Source organism: Streptomyces sp. NPDC002232 (assembly GCF_042890295.1).
Classification (GTDB): domain Bacteria; phylum Actinomycetota; class Actinomycetes; order Streptomycetales; family Streptomycetaceae; genus Streptomyces.
In genome coordinates, this window is record NZ_JBIARV010000002.1 from 384384 (window position 1) to 398944 (window position 14561).

Here is a 14561-nt window from a genome sequence, read left to right on the forward strand (position 1 = left end):
TCGTCACATGCCGGTGGGACTCAGCCCTGGCGGGCGAGGTCCGCGGCTCCGACCAGGCCGGCCTTGTTGCCGAGCTGGGCGGCGAGGACCTGCGCGTGCGGACGCCACTGGCCGCCGATCAGCCAGCGCCGGAAGGACTTGCGGATCGGGTCGAGGACGAGGTCGCCCTCGTCCGAGACGCCGCCGCCGACGATGAACGCCGAGGGGTCGAAGAGCGAGGCCAGGTCGGCCAGGCCCGCGCCCGCCCAGCGGGCCAGCTCGCGGAAGGAGTCGATGGCGACCGGATCACCGGCCCGGGCGGCCTGGCTGACGTGCTTGCCCTCGATGCCCTCCGGGGTGCCGTCCCCGAGACCCAGGAGGATCTCCGCGCGCTCCGGGGTGGCGTTGGCGCGCTGCCGGGCGTACCGGACGAGCGCGCGCCCGGAGGCGTACTGCTCCCAGCAGCCCTGGCTGCCGCAGCCGCACAGCAGACCGTCCGGGACGACCCGGATGTGGCCGAACTCGGCCGCCACGCCGAAGCGGCCGCGGCGCAGCTTGTTGCCGATGATGATGCCGCCGCCGAGGCCGGTGCCGAGGGTGATGCAGATGACGTCCTCGTGGCCCTGGCCCGCGCCGAAGCGGTACTCGCCCCAGGCGGCCGCGTTGGCGTCGTTCTCGACGACGACGGGCAGGCCGACCCGCTGCTCGACCTTGTCCTTGAGCGGCTCGTGCCGCCAGTCGATGTTCGGCGCGAAGAGGACGGTGGCGCGCTTGTCGTCGACGTAGCCCGCGGCACCGATGCCGACGGCCTCGATCTGGTACCCCTTGCCGGCCTCGGAGACCGCGGCGCAGATCGCGTCGACGATGCCCTCGGGGGTCGGCGGGGTGGGCACGGTGTGGGTGTCGAGGATGTTGCCCTCCTCGTCGACCACGCCGGCCGCGATCTTCGTGCCGCCGATGTCGACGCCGATGGTGAGTCCCATGTGTCCCTCAGTTTTCGGTCGAGCCCCGCTAAGGCCCACCGTACCCGAGGGGAGATGGCCGACCGGTCAGTCGAGGTCGATGTGCTGGCCGGTTCCAGGCCCTTCGTCGTCCTTGCGGTCGTCCTCGCGGTCGTCCGTACGGCCCTCCGCACGGTCGTCCTTGCGGTCCTGGTCGTGCCGGTCGTCCTCGGGCGCGCGGTCGGCCGCCCGCGGCGCGTCCGCGTCCCGGCGCGGGTCGTCCGCGTCGGGCACGGCACCGCCCGCGCCGCCCCGGGTCCACCGGCTCTCGTGGCCCTCGACGGCCGAGCGGTACGCGGCGAGCAGCTCGCTGCCGGCCGCGGCGAGGTGGTCGAAGACCTGCGGGTTGCGCTCGATGACGGGCTCGACGGCGGCCTTCGCCTGGTTGACGAGCTGCTGCACGGTCTGCGCGGCCTGACCGCCGAGGAGCGGGGTCCCGAGGCCGCCGGAGACCTTGTCGGCCACGGCCTCGAAGAGCTTGCGGAACTCCTCCGCGGGCGAGCCCGGCTCGGTCGCGCGCCCCGCACGGCGGCGGGCCCTCTCCGCCTCCAGGTCCTCGGCACAGGCCTTGGCCCAGGCGTCCGAATCGCTCATGGCGTACTCCTCAGTGGCTGCGTACTTCGACGGTACACGCCGCCTCAGGGGGTGCGGGGCCAGAGCCCGGGGTCGGGCGTGAACCGCACCCTGAGGTCCCCGTCGACGAGCCCCGCGCCGGTGACGGTGCAGCGCCGCAGGGCTCCCGGCAGCGGGACGCCGCGCCGGAACGCGCCGACGGTCAGGAGCAGTTCGTCGCCCCTCCGGACGAGGGAGAGCTCCTCCTTGACGGCCCCCGGCAGCGGGATGTGCCAGACGAGGACGCCGTCCTGTTCTCGCCGGTCCTCCACGGCCCACTCCGGTACGGGGACCGGGTTGCCGGTCCGGGCGGGCGCGAGGCGGACCAGGTCCTCGGCCCCGCGCGGGGCGCGGCCGAGGTGGGGCAGCTCGTGCAGCGCGACCTCGGCGGTACGGAGCTCCGCGAGGTGCTCGTGCTGGTCGGCGGCGAGCCCGGCGAGCCAGGGGTCGCCGGAGCCCGCCGGGAGGATCCGGTTGGCGACGACGGCGTCGAGGGAGAGGCGCTGGACGGCGAGGCCGAGCCGGGCGTCGCGCAGGGCGCGGGCGGCGGCGGGCCCCGGTTCGAGGACGAGCCGGACGGTGGTGGAGGGGTCCTCGATCACGGCCTGGACGGCGGCGAGCTCGTCCTCCCAGCGGGCGGCGGTGCCGTACAGCCACTGCGCGGGCATCGGCACGCCGGCGAGCTGCGCCAGCATCGGGCGCAGGGCGCGGGCGGCCTGGCGCTCCGGGGGCAGCAGGCGGCGCAGGTAGCGGCGCAGCTGTCCGGGGAGGGCGAGCAGGGCGAGGGCCTCGGGCAGCGGGGGCAGGTCGACCACGACGAGCTCGTGGTCACCGGCGTCGGCGTCGCGCAGGGCCCGCAGCAGGGCGAACGGGCGGCTTCCGGGGAGCTCGGTGAGCTCGGCCTCCTCGAAGGGGGCGGCGCCGAGGAGGTCGAGGGCGGCGGAGGAACGTGCCTGGAGGTCGAGGAACTCCCGCCGGAAGTCGCCTCCCGGCCGGGGGCGCAGGAACCGGAGGTTCCCGTCGCTCACGGTCGCCTCCTCCTCGGAGACGAGCAGGACCCTGCGGCCGGCCCTCGCCTCGGAGAGGGCGGTGGCGGCGGCGAGGGTGGTGCGGCCGGCGCCGCCGGGTCCGGTGACAAGCATGATCCCCATGCGCGGGAACGTTACCGGGCGACGCGGCGGGGGCGGTGCCCGCCGGCTGCGCGTGCCCGTGCGGGGCCGGCCGCCCCTTGGGCCTGCGCCCTCGGGCCCACGTGGGCCCGCGTCCGTCAGGGCCCGTCGCCCGCGCCCGTGTGGGCCGTCGCCCGCTGCCCGTGTGGGCAATCGTCCCGCTGGGCGGGACGGGTGGGCACACGGGACGGCGCCCTCTCGCGGCGCCTCCGCGTTCTGGGCCTGGACCCGCACCGCCCAGTAGCCGTGCACGGGGTGCGGGTCAGGGCACAAGAGCCTCTGGCGCCGGCAAGGGCGCCGTTCCGTTGTGCCCACCCGTTCCGCCCCTTGCGGAACGCCTGCCCACAACGGCGGGGCGCGGCCCACAACGGCGGGAGCACGGCCGCCCGCAACGGACCCGGCGGGGTCCTACTCCGGGGATTCCACCCGCTGCTTCAGGCCCGCCAGGGCGCGGTCGATGATGACCTTCTCCGCCTTGCGCTTGATCATGCCGAGCATCGGGATCTTGACGTCCACCGTCAGCTGGTAGGTGACCTCGGTGCGGTCGTCGCCGAGGGCCTTGAGGAGGTACGAGCCGTCGAGGGAGCGGAGCATCTGGGACTTGACCAGCGTCCAGCTGACCTCGTTGTCCCCGGTCCAGGTGTACGCGAGGGTGTGGTCGTCCCGGATCGCGCCCGCGTCGAGCAGCAGCCGGACCTTCTCCGCGCGGCCGGCCCCGTCGGCCGAGAGCACCTCGGCCTCCTTCACCTCGCCCGTCCACTCCGGGTAGCGGGCGAAGTCGGCGATCACGCCCATGACGTCGGCCGCTGCCGCCTCGATGGTGATGCTCGAGCTGGTGTGTTCGGCCATCGTGGTGGCTCCTCCACTGTGCGGTCCGGCGGAAGTCAAAGGGGCACAGACGTGCCGACGGAAGGCTATCGCGCCCCCGTGGCCGCGCCGTCACCACTCCAGGGCGTAGGGCCTGCCGGTCGAGGCGAAGTGGCCGACGTTCACGCACTCGGTCGCGCCGATGCGCATGCGGCGTGCCAGCGGCTGGTGGACGTGGCCGAAGAGGGCGTACCGGGGCCGTACCCGGTGGACGGCGTCGAGCAGCGCCCGGCTGCCGCGCTCGAAGCGCCGGGCCACCGTGTCGTACGTCAGCTCGGGGACGTCCGGCGGGATGTGGGAGCAGAGGACGTCGACGTCGCCGAGGGCCTCGACCTTGGCCGCGTACTCCTCGTCGGAGATCTCGTACGGCGTGCGCATCGGGGTGCGCAGGCCGCCGCCGACGAAGCCGAAGACGAGCCCGCCGAGCTCGATCCGCGCGCCGTCCAGGACGGTCGTCCCCGGACCGGCGAATTCGGGCCACAGCCGGGGGATGTCGACGTTGCCGTAGGTGGCGTACGTGGGGGTGGGGAAGGCGGCGAAGAGTTCGGCGTACTGGCGGCGGACCGCGGCCTCGATGGCGGTGTCGCGGTCGACGTCGAGGCCGGCCCAGAGGCTTCGGCCCAGGTCACGGGCCTCGTCGAAGCGGCGCGCGGTGCGGAGCTCGACGAGCCGGTCGGCGTTCTCGGTGCCGAAGAGGTCGGGGAAGATGCCCCGGCTGTGGTCGGCGTAGTCGAGGAAGAGGACCAGGTCACCGAGACATATGAGGGCGTCGGCGCCCTCCCCCGCCCGGGCGAGGTCGCCGGCGTTGCCGTGTACGTCACTGACCACATGGACTCGCATGAGCCCACCTTAGGGGGTGTCACCTGCGGTTACTTGGGAGTCGTGAAACCGGTGGATTACTGTGCGGAGAGCACCGCCACGCATGTGTGACGCACGGAACATCTGGCCGGAACCCCCTATCGGGAACCCCGTACTGGTGGGTAACGTCCGGGCAGTCCAGTCGTGCTCACCCCCACTGAGCACCTGCCCGATCTTGGACTTCACCGGTGCATCACACAGAGCCGTGGCGCCGGCGCCCGATGAGGAGCAGCAGTCTTGCGCGAGTTCAGCCTTCCGGCCCTGTACGAGGTCCCCACGGACGGCAACCTGACGGATCTCATCCGCCGCAACGCCTCCCAGCATCCAGACGTCGCCGTGATGGGGCGCAAGGTCGACGGCGTCTGGACGGACGTCACGGCCACGGAGTTCCTCGCCGAGGTCCGCGGGGTCGCCAAGGGTCTGATCGCCTCCGGCGTGGAGCCGGGCGACCGGGTCGCGCTGCTGTCCCGCACGCGCTACGAGTGGGTGCTCCTCGACTTCGCGATCTGGAGCGCGGGCGGGGTGACCGTGCCGGTGTACGAGACGAGCTCGGCGGAGCAGATCCAGTGGATCCTCGGCGACTCGGGCGCGACGCTGGCGCTCGTGGAGAGCGCGGCGCACGTGGAGTCGGTGGAGTCCGTGCGCACGCAGCTCCCGGAGCTGAAGGGCGTCTGGCAGATCGAGGACGACGCCGTCCGCCAGCTCACCGCGACCGGCTCGGACATCTCCGACGAGCTGCTCGACGCGCGCATGTCGGCGGCGAACGCCGACGACCCGGCGACGATCGTCTACACCTCGGGCACGACGGGCCGCCCCAAGGGCTGCGTCCTGACCCACCGGGCCTTCTTCGCCGAGTGCGGCAACGTGGTGGAGCGGCTGAAGCCCCTCTTCCGCACGGGCGAGTGCTCGGTGCTGCTGTTCCTGCCGGCCGCGCACGTCTTCGGGCGGCTCGTCGAGGTCGCGTCGGTGATGGCGCCGATCCGGCTGGGCTGCGTCCCGGACATCAAGAACCTCACGGACGAGCTGTCCTCCTTCCGCCCGACGCTGATCCTGGGCGTGCCGCGCGTCTTCGAGAAGGTCTACAACTCGGCGCGGGCGAAGGCGCAGGCCGACGGCAAGGGCAAGATCTTCGACAAGGCCGCGCACACGGCCATCGCGTACAGCCGGGCGCTCGGCACCCCGCAGGGTCCGTCCCTCGGTCTGCGGCTGAAGCACAAGGTCTTCGACAAGCTGGTCTTCAGCAAGCTGCGGGCGGTGCTCGGCGGGCGCGGCGAGTACGCGATCTCGGGCGGCGCGCCACTGGGCGAGCGGCTCGGCCACTTCTTCCGGGGCATCGGCTTCACCGTGCTGGAGGGGTACGGCCTGACGGAGTCGTGCGCGGCGACCGCGTTCAACCCCTGGGACCGGCAGAAGATCGGCACGGTCGGGCAGCCGCTGCCGGGCTCGGTGGTGCGGATCGCCGACGACGGCGAGGTGCTGCTGCACGGCGAGCACATCTTCTCGCGGTACTGGAACAACGAGGCGGCGACGGCCGAGGCGCTCGCGGACGGCTGGTTCCACACGGGTGACATCGGCACGCTCGACGAGGACGGCTACCTCGCGATCACCGGCCGCAAGAAGGAGATCCTGGTGACGGCGGGCGGCAAGAACGTCGCCCCCGCGGTCATCGAGGACCGGATCCGGGCGCACGCCCTGGTCGCGGAGTGCATGGTGGTCGGCGACGGGCGTCCGTTCGTGGGCGCGCTGGTCACGATCGACGAGGAGTTCCTGGGGCGCTGGGCGAGCGAGCACGGCAAGCCGGCCGGCGCGACGGCGGCCGCCCTCCGCGACGACGCCGACCTGATCGCGGAGGTCCAGCGGGCGGTCGACGACGGCAACGCCGCGGTCTCGAAGGCGGAGTCGGTCCGCAAGTTCCGGATCCTGCCGGCCCAGTTCACCGAGGAGGCGGGCCACATCACCCCGTCCCTGAAGCTGAAGCGGAACGTGGTGGCGAAGGAGTTCGCGGACGAGATCGAGGCGATCTACACCGTGTAGCGGTGGACGCGCGGAAGGGGCCCGGGACGTGAGCGTCCCGGGCCCCTTCCGTGTGTCCTGGCTGTCCTAGAGCAGCTCGCGCAGCCGCTCGGCGAGCAGGTCCCAGCGCCACTTCTCCTCGACCCAGGCCCGGCCGCGCTCGCCCATGCGGGCGCGGAGCTCGGGGTCGAGGAGGAGGGTGGCGACGCGGTCGGCGGTCTCCTCGGCGGACTCGCCGCGGACCACCCAGCCGGTCTCGCCGTCCAGGACGGCGTCGGGCGCGCCGCCGGAGTCGCCGGCGACGACGGGCAGGCCGGTGGCGGAGGCCTCCAGGTAGACGATGCCGAGTCCCTCGACGTCGAGGCCGCCGCGCCGGGTGCGGCACGGCATGGCGAAGACGTCGCCGGCGCCGTAGTGGGCGGGCAGCTCGGCCCACGGGACGGCGCCGGTGAACCGTACGGATCCGGCCACGCCGGTCTCGGCGGCGAGGCGGCGCAGGTCCTTCTCGTAGGGCCCGCCGCCGACGATCAGGAGGACGGCGTCCGGGACCCGGCGGAGGATCCGGGGCAGCGCCCTGATCAGGGTGTCCTGGCCCTTGCGCGGGACGAGCCGGGAGACGCAGACGACGACGGGGCGGTCGCTGAGTCCGAGGCGGGCGCGGACCTCGTCGCCGCCGGAGCCGGGGTGGAAGGTCTTCTCGTCGACGCCGGGCGGGAGCTGGACCATGCGGCCGGCGGCGGCCGGGGTGAGGGCCGTCGCGATCCGGGAGCGGGTGTACTCGCCGAGGTAGGTGATCGTGTCCGTGCCCTCGCCGATGCGGCGCAGGAGCTGCCGGGCGGCGGGGAGCTGGGCCCAGCCCGCCTCGTGCCCGTGGGTGGTGGCGACGAGCCGCTTCGCGCCCGCCCGGCGCAGCGCGGGGGCCATCAGGCCGAGCGGCGCGGCGGCGCCGAACCACACGGAGGCGCAGTCGTGCTCGCGCAGGAGCGCGGTGGCGCGGGCGGTGACCCCGGGGGTCGGCAGCAGCATGGTGGTGCGATCCCGCACGACCGTGAAAGGCTGTTCGGCGTCGAACGCGGCCGTCGCCTCGATCCCCTCGCGGCTGCGCTTCCAGGTGGAGGCGTAGACCACGATCCGGTCGGGGTCCAGGCGGAGCGCCATGTTGTGCAGGAAGGCCTGGATTCCGCCGGGACGCGGCGGGAAGTCGTTGGTTACGATCAGGGTCTTGTGCATCGTGGCCGACAGTACGCGATCGCATCCATCGCACGGCAACACGACCGCCCCGCCACCGCGGGCCGACACGACAGGGACGCGACAGTGACGACGGGTGCCGTGGGGAATCGATCACGCACGGGTCTGCGGCTTCCGCTCGGTCTCTGGGCCCTCACCCGGGTCCTGCTGCTGCTGTGCGTCTTCAAGGTCGTGGTGGTCCCGGGCCCCGACATCACGTTCGACGTCTCCGACATCTACCAGGGCTGGTACGAGGTCCTGCGGACCGGCACGTACCCGCTGGACGACGTCACCTGGCAGTATCCGCCCGCCGCGGCGCTCCCGATCCTCGCCCCGGGCCTGCTGCCGTTCCTCGACTACCCCTCCGCCTTCTTCGTCCTCGCCTTCCTCTGCGACGCGGTGGTGTTCGGGCTGCTCGTCCACACGGGCCGCCGCGCGGGCCGCTCGCCGCGGGGTGCCTGGTTCTGGCTCGCGGGCATCCCGCTGCTCGGCCCGACCGCGTACGCCCGGTACGACGTGATGGTCACCGCCGTAGCGGTCATGGCGCTGCTCGCGGCGGGCCGCAGCCCGCGGGTGCTGGGCGCGCTGGCCGGTTTCGGCGCGGTCCTGAAGGTGTGGCCGGTGCTGCTGCTCGCGGGGTCCCCGAAGGGGCGGGCGACGTTCCGCTCCTGGCCGGCGGCGGTGGGCGCGGCGGCCGCGGTGCTGGCGTTCTGCGTGGTGTGGATGCCGGGGGCGCTGGCCTTCCTCGGTTTCCAGCGCGACCGGGGCACCGAGGTCGAGTCGCTGGGCGCGATGGTCTTCCACGTCGTCCGGCACTTCGGCTGGGAGGGCGAGGCGCGGATGAACTACGGCTCGATCGAGTTCCTCGGCCCGTACGTGTCCGCGGTGTCGACCGCCGCCCTGGTGCTCACCTTCGCCGCCTTCGGCTGGCTGCTGGTGTGGCGGATCCGGGCGCGGAGGTTCGTCTCGTCGACGGTGGCGGACGCGGCCTTCGTCGCGGTGCTGCTGTTCACGACGACGAGCCGGGTGCTGTCCCCGCAGTACATGCTGTGGCTGGTCGGTCTGGCGGCGGTGTGCCTCGCCTACCGGTCGAGCCGGATGCGGAAGCCCGCGCACCTGGTGCTGTGGGCGACGGCGGTGACGCAGTTCGAGTTCCCGGTGTGGTTCTCGCACGTGACGCGGAGCGATCCGCTGGGCATCGCGGTGCTGTTCACCCGGAACGGCCTGCTGATCGCCGCGACGCTCCTCGCGTGCCGGATCCTGTGGCGGCACACGGTGACGGAGCCGCGGCTCGCCGGGGCCGCGAAGGTGCCCGCGCAGGCGACTCAGCCGGAGCGCGAGAAGGCCCTGTCCGGCTCGTTCTGAGCGGGCCCGGCGGCCGGGACCGTGCGGCGGTGCAGCAGGCCGAGGGCCGCGCACTGGGCGGCCATGGCGAGGGCCATGGCCAGGCAGATCCCGGGGAGCCCGGCGCCTGAGAGAGCGAGGGCGAGCGGGAGCTGGAGGAGGACGCCCGCGACGGTGATCCGGGCCAGGTACGGGCTGGCGCCGGTGCCCTCGAAGACTCCGGCGAGCGCGATGTACCCGGCCATGAGCAGCAGGTAGGGGCCCAGGCAGCGCAGGAAGAGCGCGCCGGCATGGGCCACCTCGGGCTCGGCTCCGAAGGCCGTCATGACCGGCCCGGCGCCGACGAGCAGCAGTGCGGCGGCTCCCGCGCCGAGGGCGGCGCCGAGCAGGAGCGCCTGGCGGCCGACGGCCCGGCGCCCGTCCCGGCCGGAGCCGAGGAGGTGGGCGCTGTGGATGGCGGCGGCCTGCCGGACGGCGTAGAAGGCCATGGTGGCCATGTACATGGCCTTGGTGGCGATGCCGTAGGCGGCGATCTCGGTGACGCCGAGCCGGGCGACGACGGAGACGAGCGCGAGGGCTCCGGCCATGCGGACGGCGAAGTCGACGGCCATGGGCAGTCCGGTGGCGGCGGTGCGGCGCAGCGCGGCGGTCGTGGGCAGGGCGGCGCGGGCGGCCCGCGCGGCCCTGAGGAGCGGGTCGCGGCGCAGCGCGAGGAGTCCGGCGGCGAGGGCGACGGTGCGGCCGGTGACGGTGGCGAGGGCGGCGCCGGGCACCCCGTACGCGTGGATGAGCAGCGGGTCGAGGACGAGGATCAGTCCGTTCGCGAGGAAGGCGAGCCGCATCGGGGTGCGGGTGTCGCCGGCGCCCTTGAGGATCCCGTCGAGGACGTTCGTGGCGAAGAAGACGGCCGTGCCGGGGAGCGAGATCGCGAAGTAGGCGGTGGCCAGGGCGTGCGCGGGGTGGCCGGAGCCGCCGAGCAGGAGGGCGGCGAGCGGGTCGCGGAGCGCGTATCCGCCGAGGGCCACGGGCGGCACGAGCAGGGCGCAGAGGGCGGTGCCGCCCCGGACGGCGGCGCGGACGGCTCCGGGGTCGTCGGCGCCCCGGGCGCGGGCGACGAGGACGGTGGTGCCGGAGCCGGCCATGAGGACGACGCCGAGGAGCAGGTTCTCGACGTTGGTGGCGACGGCGACGGCCGCGACGGCGTCCCCGCCGAGCCGGGCGACCCAGATCATGTTGATGATCCCGGCGGCGACGCCGGCGAGGAGCTCGAAGTAGACCGGGCGGGCGAGCCGGACGAGCGTGCGGCGGTGCGCGGACATGCGAAAGAACCCCCTCTTTTCGATGTACCTCGAAAAGAGGCACCTCGAAAAGAGGTAGCATGGGGGACGGTCCGCCGACAAGCACGAAGGAGAGCTCCCCCGGTGCTGGAACTGTCGATCCTGGGCTTCCTGTACGAGAAGCCGCTGCACGGCTACGAGCTGAAGGAGCGCATCCACGGCCTGAGCGGCCACGTCCGCCCGGTCAGCGACGGCGCCCTCTACCCCGCGATCACCCGGCTCGTGAAGAACGGCCTGGTCGACAGCCGTACGGAGCCGGGCGCGAGCGCGGCCCCGCGCCGCACGCTCTCGCTCACCCCCGAGGGGCGCCGGGAGCTCCTCGCCCGGCTGAGCGCCCCCAAGGACGCCGAGGTCACCGACGGCCAGCGCTTCTTCACCCTGCTCGCCTTCCTGCGGCACCTCCCCGACGCCGCGGACCAGGCGGCCGTCCTCCGCCGGCGCCAGGCGTTCCTGGACGCCCCCGCCAGCTTCTTCTACGAGGGCGGCGCCCCGGTCACCGTCGAGCGCGAGCCCGACCTCTTCCGCCAGGGGATGCTGCGGATCGCCCGCGCGACGGGCACCGAGGAGAAGGCCTGGCTGAAGGAAGCCCTGGCCGAGCTGGACCGCCGGGCCTCGCCGACCCGGCCCGGCCGGACGGCCTAGCCGAGCCGCTCCCCCAGATAGGTCCGCCAGTCGGCGGTGAACTCCTCCGGGGTGGTGTCCAGGACCTCCCGGAGCGCCTTCTCCACCGCGCCGTCGCGCGCCGGGTACGCGCCCACCGCCCGGTAGAACGCCGTCAGCCGCTCCTCGCCCCAGCGGTCCGCGATCAGCTCGCAGGCCAGCCAGCCGCCCTCGTAGGCCCGGGCCAGGGCCTCCGCGTCGCCGCCGAAGGCGAAGGCGGCGTCGTCGGGGAGCACGGCCGGAAGGTCGCCCGCCCGGACCGCGCGGCCCAGCTCGGGGGCGGCCTGGCCGGCGGTGCGGCCGGTCCCCCGGTAGGCGACCCAGTCGGCGAAGCCCTCGGAGAGCCAGACCGGGGTGGACGGAGTCGTCCGTTCGCGGGTCGCGACATGGGTGGTCTCGTGGGTGAGGACCAGCTGCCGGCCGAACGCGCCGAGGACCCCGTAGGCGTCGGGGTTCACGATCACCCGGTCCGCGGGCGCCGCGGGGCCGCCGCCCGCCCGGCCGGTGGTGACGGCCGCCATGCCCCGGTAGGAGTCGGCCGGGCCGCCCAGGAGCCGTCCCATGGCGTCGATCGAGGCGGGCACGAGGACGACGACCCGGCCCGCCCACTTCCCGTGCCAGGCGTCCCCCACGGCGGGCACCGCCCGGTCCGCGGCCGCCGCGATCTCCCGCAGCCGGTCCCGGCTCTGCCCCACGCCGAGGACGAGGCTGTGCGTGCCGGGCACGGCCGTGACCTCGCCCTGCTGCCACAGCTGCTGCGGGGCGCTCTCGGCGGCGCGGTCCCCGGTCACGTACCAGCGGCCGTCCCGCTCGGCGAGGTCCAGGACCCGCTCGGTGGTGGCGGACCCGGAGTCGTAGCCCTTGATCCGGTAGCCGAGCTCGGCCCGCGCGGTGGCCCGGCCCTCCCCCGTCCGGTCGACGTCGGTGACGGTGTAGGACCAGCCGCCCAGCGGGATCGTCGCGAGCCGGTCGAACTCGGTGCGCGCGGCCGGCGCGAGCGCGGGGTCGAGGGCCGCGAGGTAGCCGGGCTCGTCGCGGGCGAGGAGCGCCCGGGCGTGCCGGTCGAGGAGGCCCTGGATCTCCTGGGAGGACGGGCCGGCCGGGGCGGGGGCCGCGCATCCGCCGAGGACGAGCAGCACGGCCGGCAGCACCGCCGCCGCGCCGCGCACCGCTCCACCCGGTCGAAAAGCCACGCCCCCGATCGTAAGCGGAAGCGTCAGACCCGGGTCACGGTGACGTGGGACATCATGTTCACCGGGTCGTAGCGGACCCGGGCGCCCGGGTAGGGGGCGTGGATGACCTGGCCGTTCCCGGCGTAGATCGCCACGTGGCTGGCGTCGCCGCGGTACGTGACGAGGTCGCCCGGCTGCGCCTGCGAGAGCGGCACCTGGCGGCCCGCGTGGCGCTGCGCCGAGGAGGTGCGCGGCAGGCTGATCCCGGCCTGGCGGTACGACCAGACCATCAGGCCCGAGCAGTCGAAGGCGGACGGGCCGGTGGCCCCCCACACGTACGGCCTGCCGATGGCGCTGCGGGCGGCCAGCACCGCGGCGGCGGCCCGTGACGGACCGAGCGCGGCGAGCTGCGGCAGCTCCTCGGCGGGGCCCCCGGCGGCGGACCCGCCCGCGCGTTCGCCGGTGCGGGAGGCGCGGTCGTAGTCGGCGCGCTGCTCGACGGTGAGGGAGGCGAGCACCCGGCGGGCCTCGGCGAGCTTCCGCTCCACGGTGCGCTTGTGTCGGGCGACCTCCACCCGGCTCGCCTCCAGTTCGGCGAGGGCCGTGCGGGCCTCGGTCCGCTTCTGGTCCAGGGCGCGCTGCGCGCGCCGCAGTTCGCCGAGCTCGGCGGTCTGGCGGGCGGTGATCCGGTCCAGGGCGGTGGCCCGGTCCAGATAGCTGTCCGGGTCGGAGGAGAGCAGCAGGGCGAGGGCGGGGTCGATGCCGCCGGAGCGGTACTGGGCTCCGGCGACCGAACCAAGCGCGCCCCGCATGCGGTTGATGCGCTCCTGGCCGCGGGCGAGGCTGTCCTGCGCCTGGGAGACCGTCCGGCGCAGCGCGTCCGTCTTCTCGTCCGCCCGGTTGTAGCCCTCGGTGGCCTGCTCGGCCTCCTCGAAGAGGCGGTCGACGGTGGCGCGGGTGGACGCGGGCGTCGCCCCGGGGTCGGCGCTCGCGGGGACGGCGCCGAGGGACGCCGCCGCGGTGGCCGCGGCGGCGGCGGTGAGGACGGTGACCCGGGCGGGTCGGCGGTGGGACGCCACGGATCGCGCTCCGTTCGGCTCGACGCAGACTGGCGCGGCAGACAGTAGCCGCTGATCACTCCTCGTCCAACGAAGGCGCCGGGCACACAAAGTGACGCCCCGCCGGAGAACACAGGTCACCGGCGGGGCGTCAGGTCAGCGCGTGTCACCGCGAACCACCCGTTCGGGCGGCAGGGCGGAGCGGGTCGGCGTGCGTCAGATGCGGACGCCGAACATGAACGAGCCGAGGGTGTTCATCGACTCGTAGCGGACGTAGGCGCCCGGGTACGGGGCGTGCAGGACCGTGTTGTTGCCCGCGTACAGGCCCACGTGCTGGAGGCTGTTGAAGAAGACCAGGTCGCCCGGCTTGAGCTGGCTGCGGCCGATCTTCACGCCGTCGTTCTGCTGGGTGTACGTGGTGCGGGTGAGGTCGACGCCCGCCTGGCCGTAGGCCCACTGGGTCAGGCCCGAGCAGTCGTACGAGTTGGGGCCCTCCATGCCGGAGGCGTACGGCTTGCCGATCTGGGTGGCGGCGGCGGCCAGGGCGGCGGCACCGCGCTGCGAGGCCGGGACCTCGTTGCCCAGGTTCACGCGCTCGCCGGCCGCGCGGCTGGCGCGCTGCTCCTTCTCCTGGATCCTGGAGCGCTCCTCGGCGGTCAGGGTGTTCAGGAGCTTGCGGGCCTCGGCGAGCTTGCCCTGGAACTTCTTCTTCTTCTCGCCGAGCGTCTTGCGGACGTCCTCGAGGTCGGACAGCTTCGCGGTGGCCTCGGCCCGCTCCTGGGCGAGCGTGCGCTGCTTGGCCTGGATCGAGGTCAGCACGTCGGCCTGCTGGGCGCTGAGCTGGTCGATCGCGGACGCCTTGTCGAGGTAGGTGTCCGGGTCGGCGGAGAGGAAGAGCTGGAGCGCCGGGTCGATGCCGCCGGAGCGGTACTGGGCGCTGGCGACCGAACCGATCTGGTCGCGGAGGGTGTTGAGCTCCTCCTGACCGCGGGCCACCTTGTCCTGGAGCTGGCCGATCTCCTTCTGAAGCTTGCCGCGGCGCTCGTCGGCGAGGTTGTACTGCTCCGTGGCCTCTTCGGCCTCGTGGTTCAGCTTGTCGACCTTCGACTTGACGTCGTCGATCTTCGGCTGCGCGGGAGCGGCCTGGGCACCGGACTGGGCGGAGAGAGCGACTGCTGCGGCCGCGGCCGCGGTGAACACGGTCACACGGGTTCGGCTCGGCTGCTTGGGACGACGGTGGGACGCCACGAAGGCGAGCTCCTTC

13 protein-coding genes are annotated in these 14561 nt (G+C 74.1%); 3 read left to right on the plus strand and 10 right to left on the minus strand.

Annotation, left to right across the window (positions count from 1 at the left end; translation table 11 throughout):
• Positions 1–20 precede the first annotated feature (20 nt).
• The 5 genes from ACFYXU_RS08490 to ACFYXU_RS08510 all read right to left on the minus strand — a co-directional run bounded on the left by ACFYXU_RS08490 (position 21) and on the right by ACFYXU_RS08510 (position 4456).
• Positions 21–962 (minus strand): ROK family glucokinase, encoded by a 942-nt coding sequence (locus ACFYXU_RS08490; protein ID WP_329856778.1) that lies wholly within the window; start codon positions 960–962, stop codon positions 21–23.
• A gap of 66 nt (positions 963–1028) precedes the next feature.
• Positions 1029–1574 (minus strand): DUF5304 domain-containing protein, encoded by a 546-nt coding sequence (locus tag ACFYXU_RS08495; protein ID WP_376514739.1) that lies wholly within the window; start codon positions 1572–1574, stop codon positions 1029–1031.
• Between the two features lie 44 nt (positions 1575–1618).
• Positions 1619–2743 carry an ArsA family ATPase gene (locus ACFYXU_RS08500; RefSeq protein WP_389456967.1) on the minus strand — a complete coding sequence of 375 codons (1125 nt, stop codon included), beginning with the start codon at positions 2741–2743 and terminating at the stop codon, positions 1619–1621.
• Between the two features lie 426 nt (positions 2744–3169).
• On the minus strand, positions 3170–3610 hold the full coding sequence (locus ACFYXU_RS08505) for an SRPBCC family protein (RefSeq protein WP_389408242.1): 441 nt from the start codon (positions 3608–3610) through the stop codon (positions 3170–3172).
• Positions 3611–3700: 90 nt separating this feature from the next.
• On the minus strand, positions 3701–4456 hold the full coding sequence (locus ACFYXU_RS08510) for a metallophosphoesterase (RefSeq protein WP_376514742.1): 756 nt from the start codon (positions 4454–4456) through the stop codon (positions 3701–3703).
• Between the two features lie 267 nt (positions 4457–4723).
• On the opposite strand from ACFYXU_RS08510, the gene ACFYXU_RS08515 reads away from it, so the two are divergent.
• Entirely contained in the window at positions 4724–6520 is a 1797-nt protein-coding gene (locus ACFYXU_RS08515; protein ID WP_389456969.1) for an AMP-dependent synthetase/ligase, read from the plus strand.
• Positions 6521–6586: 66 nt separating this feature from the next.
• Here ACFYXU_RS08515 and ACFYXU_RS08520 read toward each other — a convergent pair whose 3' ends face one another.
• Positions 6587–7729 carry a glycosyltransferase family 4 protein gene (locus ACFYXU_RS08520; RefSeq protein WP_376514731.1) on the minus strand — a complete coding sequence of 381 codons (1143 nt, stop codon included), beginning with the start codon at positions 7727–7729 and terminating at the stop codon, positions 6587–6589.
• A gap of 99 nt (positions 7730–7828) precedes the next feature.
• On the opposite strand from ACFYXU_RS08520, the gene ACFYXU_RS08525 reads away from it, so the two are divergent.
• On the plus strand, positions 7829–9091 hold the full coding sequence (locus ACFYXU_RS08525) for a glycosyltransferase 87 family protein (protein WP_389456971.1): 1263 nt from the start codon (positions 7829–7831) through the stop codon (positions 9089–9091).
• Here the strand turns inward: ACFYXU_RS08525 and ACFYXU_RS08530 are convergent.
• Complete coding sequence (locus tag ACFYXU_RS08530; RefSeq protein WP_389456974.1) at positions 9052–10389, minus strand: MATE family efflux transporter; 1338 nt, start codon at positions 10387–10389, stop codon at positions 9052–9054. The two genes, ACFYXU_RS08525 and ACFYXU_RS08530, sit on opposite strands and share 40 nt — an antisense overlap.
• Positions 10390–10491: 102 nt before the next feature.
• Between ACFYXU_RS08530 and ACFYXU_RS08535 the strand changes: the two genes are divergently transcribed.
• Complete coding sequence (locus tag ACFYXU_RS08535) at positions 10492–11049, plus strand: PadR family transcriptional regulator (RefSeq protein WP_389456976.1); 558 nt, start codon at positions 10492–10494, stop codon at positions 11047–11049.
• Here ACFYXU_RS08535 and ACFYXU_RS08540 read toward each other — a convergent pair.
• The 3 genes from ACFYXU_RS08540 to ACFYXU_RS08550 all read right to left on the minus strand — a co-directional run bounded on the left by ACFYXU_RS08540 (position 11046) and on the right by ACFYXU_RS08550 (position 14545).
• Positions 11046–12260 (minus strand): hypothetical protein, encoded by a 1215-nt coding sequence (locus ACFYXU_RS08540; RefSeq protein ID WP_389456978.1) that lies wholly within the window; start codon positions 12258–12260, stop codon positions 11046–11048. The genes ACFYXU_RS08535 and ACFYXU_RS08540 overlap by 4 nt on opposite strands.
• 23 nt (positions 12261–12283) lie before the next feature.
• The gene (locus ACFYXU_RS08545) at positions 12284–13318 is read right to left on the minus strand and encodes an NlpC/P60 family protein (protein WP_389456980.1); all 1035 of its coding nucleotides are present in this window, start codon (positions 13316–13318) and stop codon (positions 12284–12286) included.
• Between the two features lie 195 nt (positions 13319–13513).
• Positions 13514–14545: an NlpC/P60 family protein gene (locus tag ACFYXU_RS08550; RefSeq protein ID WP_329856936.1), complete on the minus strand. Its 1032-nt coding sequence runs from the start codon at positions 14543–14545 to the stop codon at positions 13514–13516.
• Between the last annotated feature and the right edge of the window lie 16 nt (positions 14546–14561).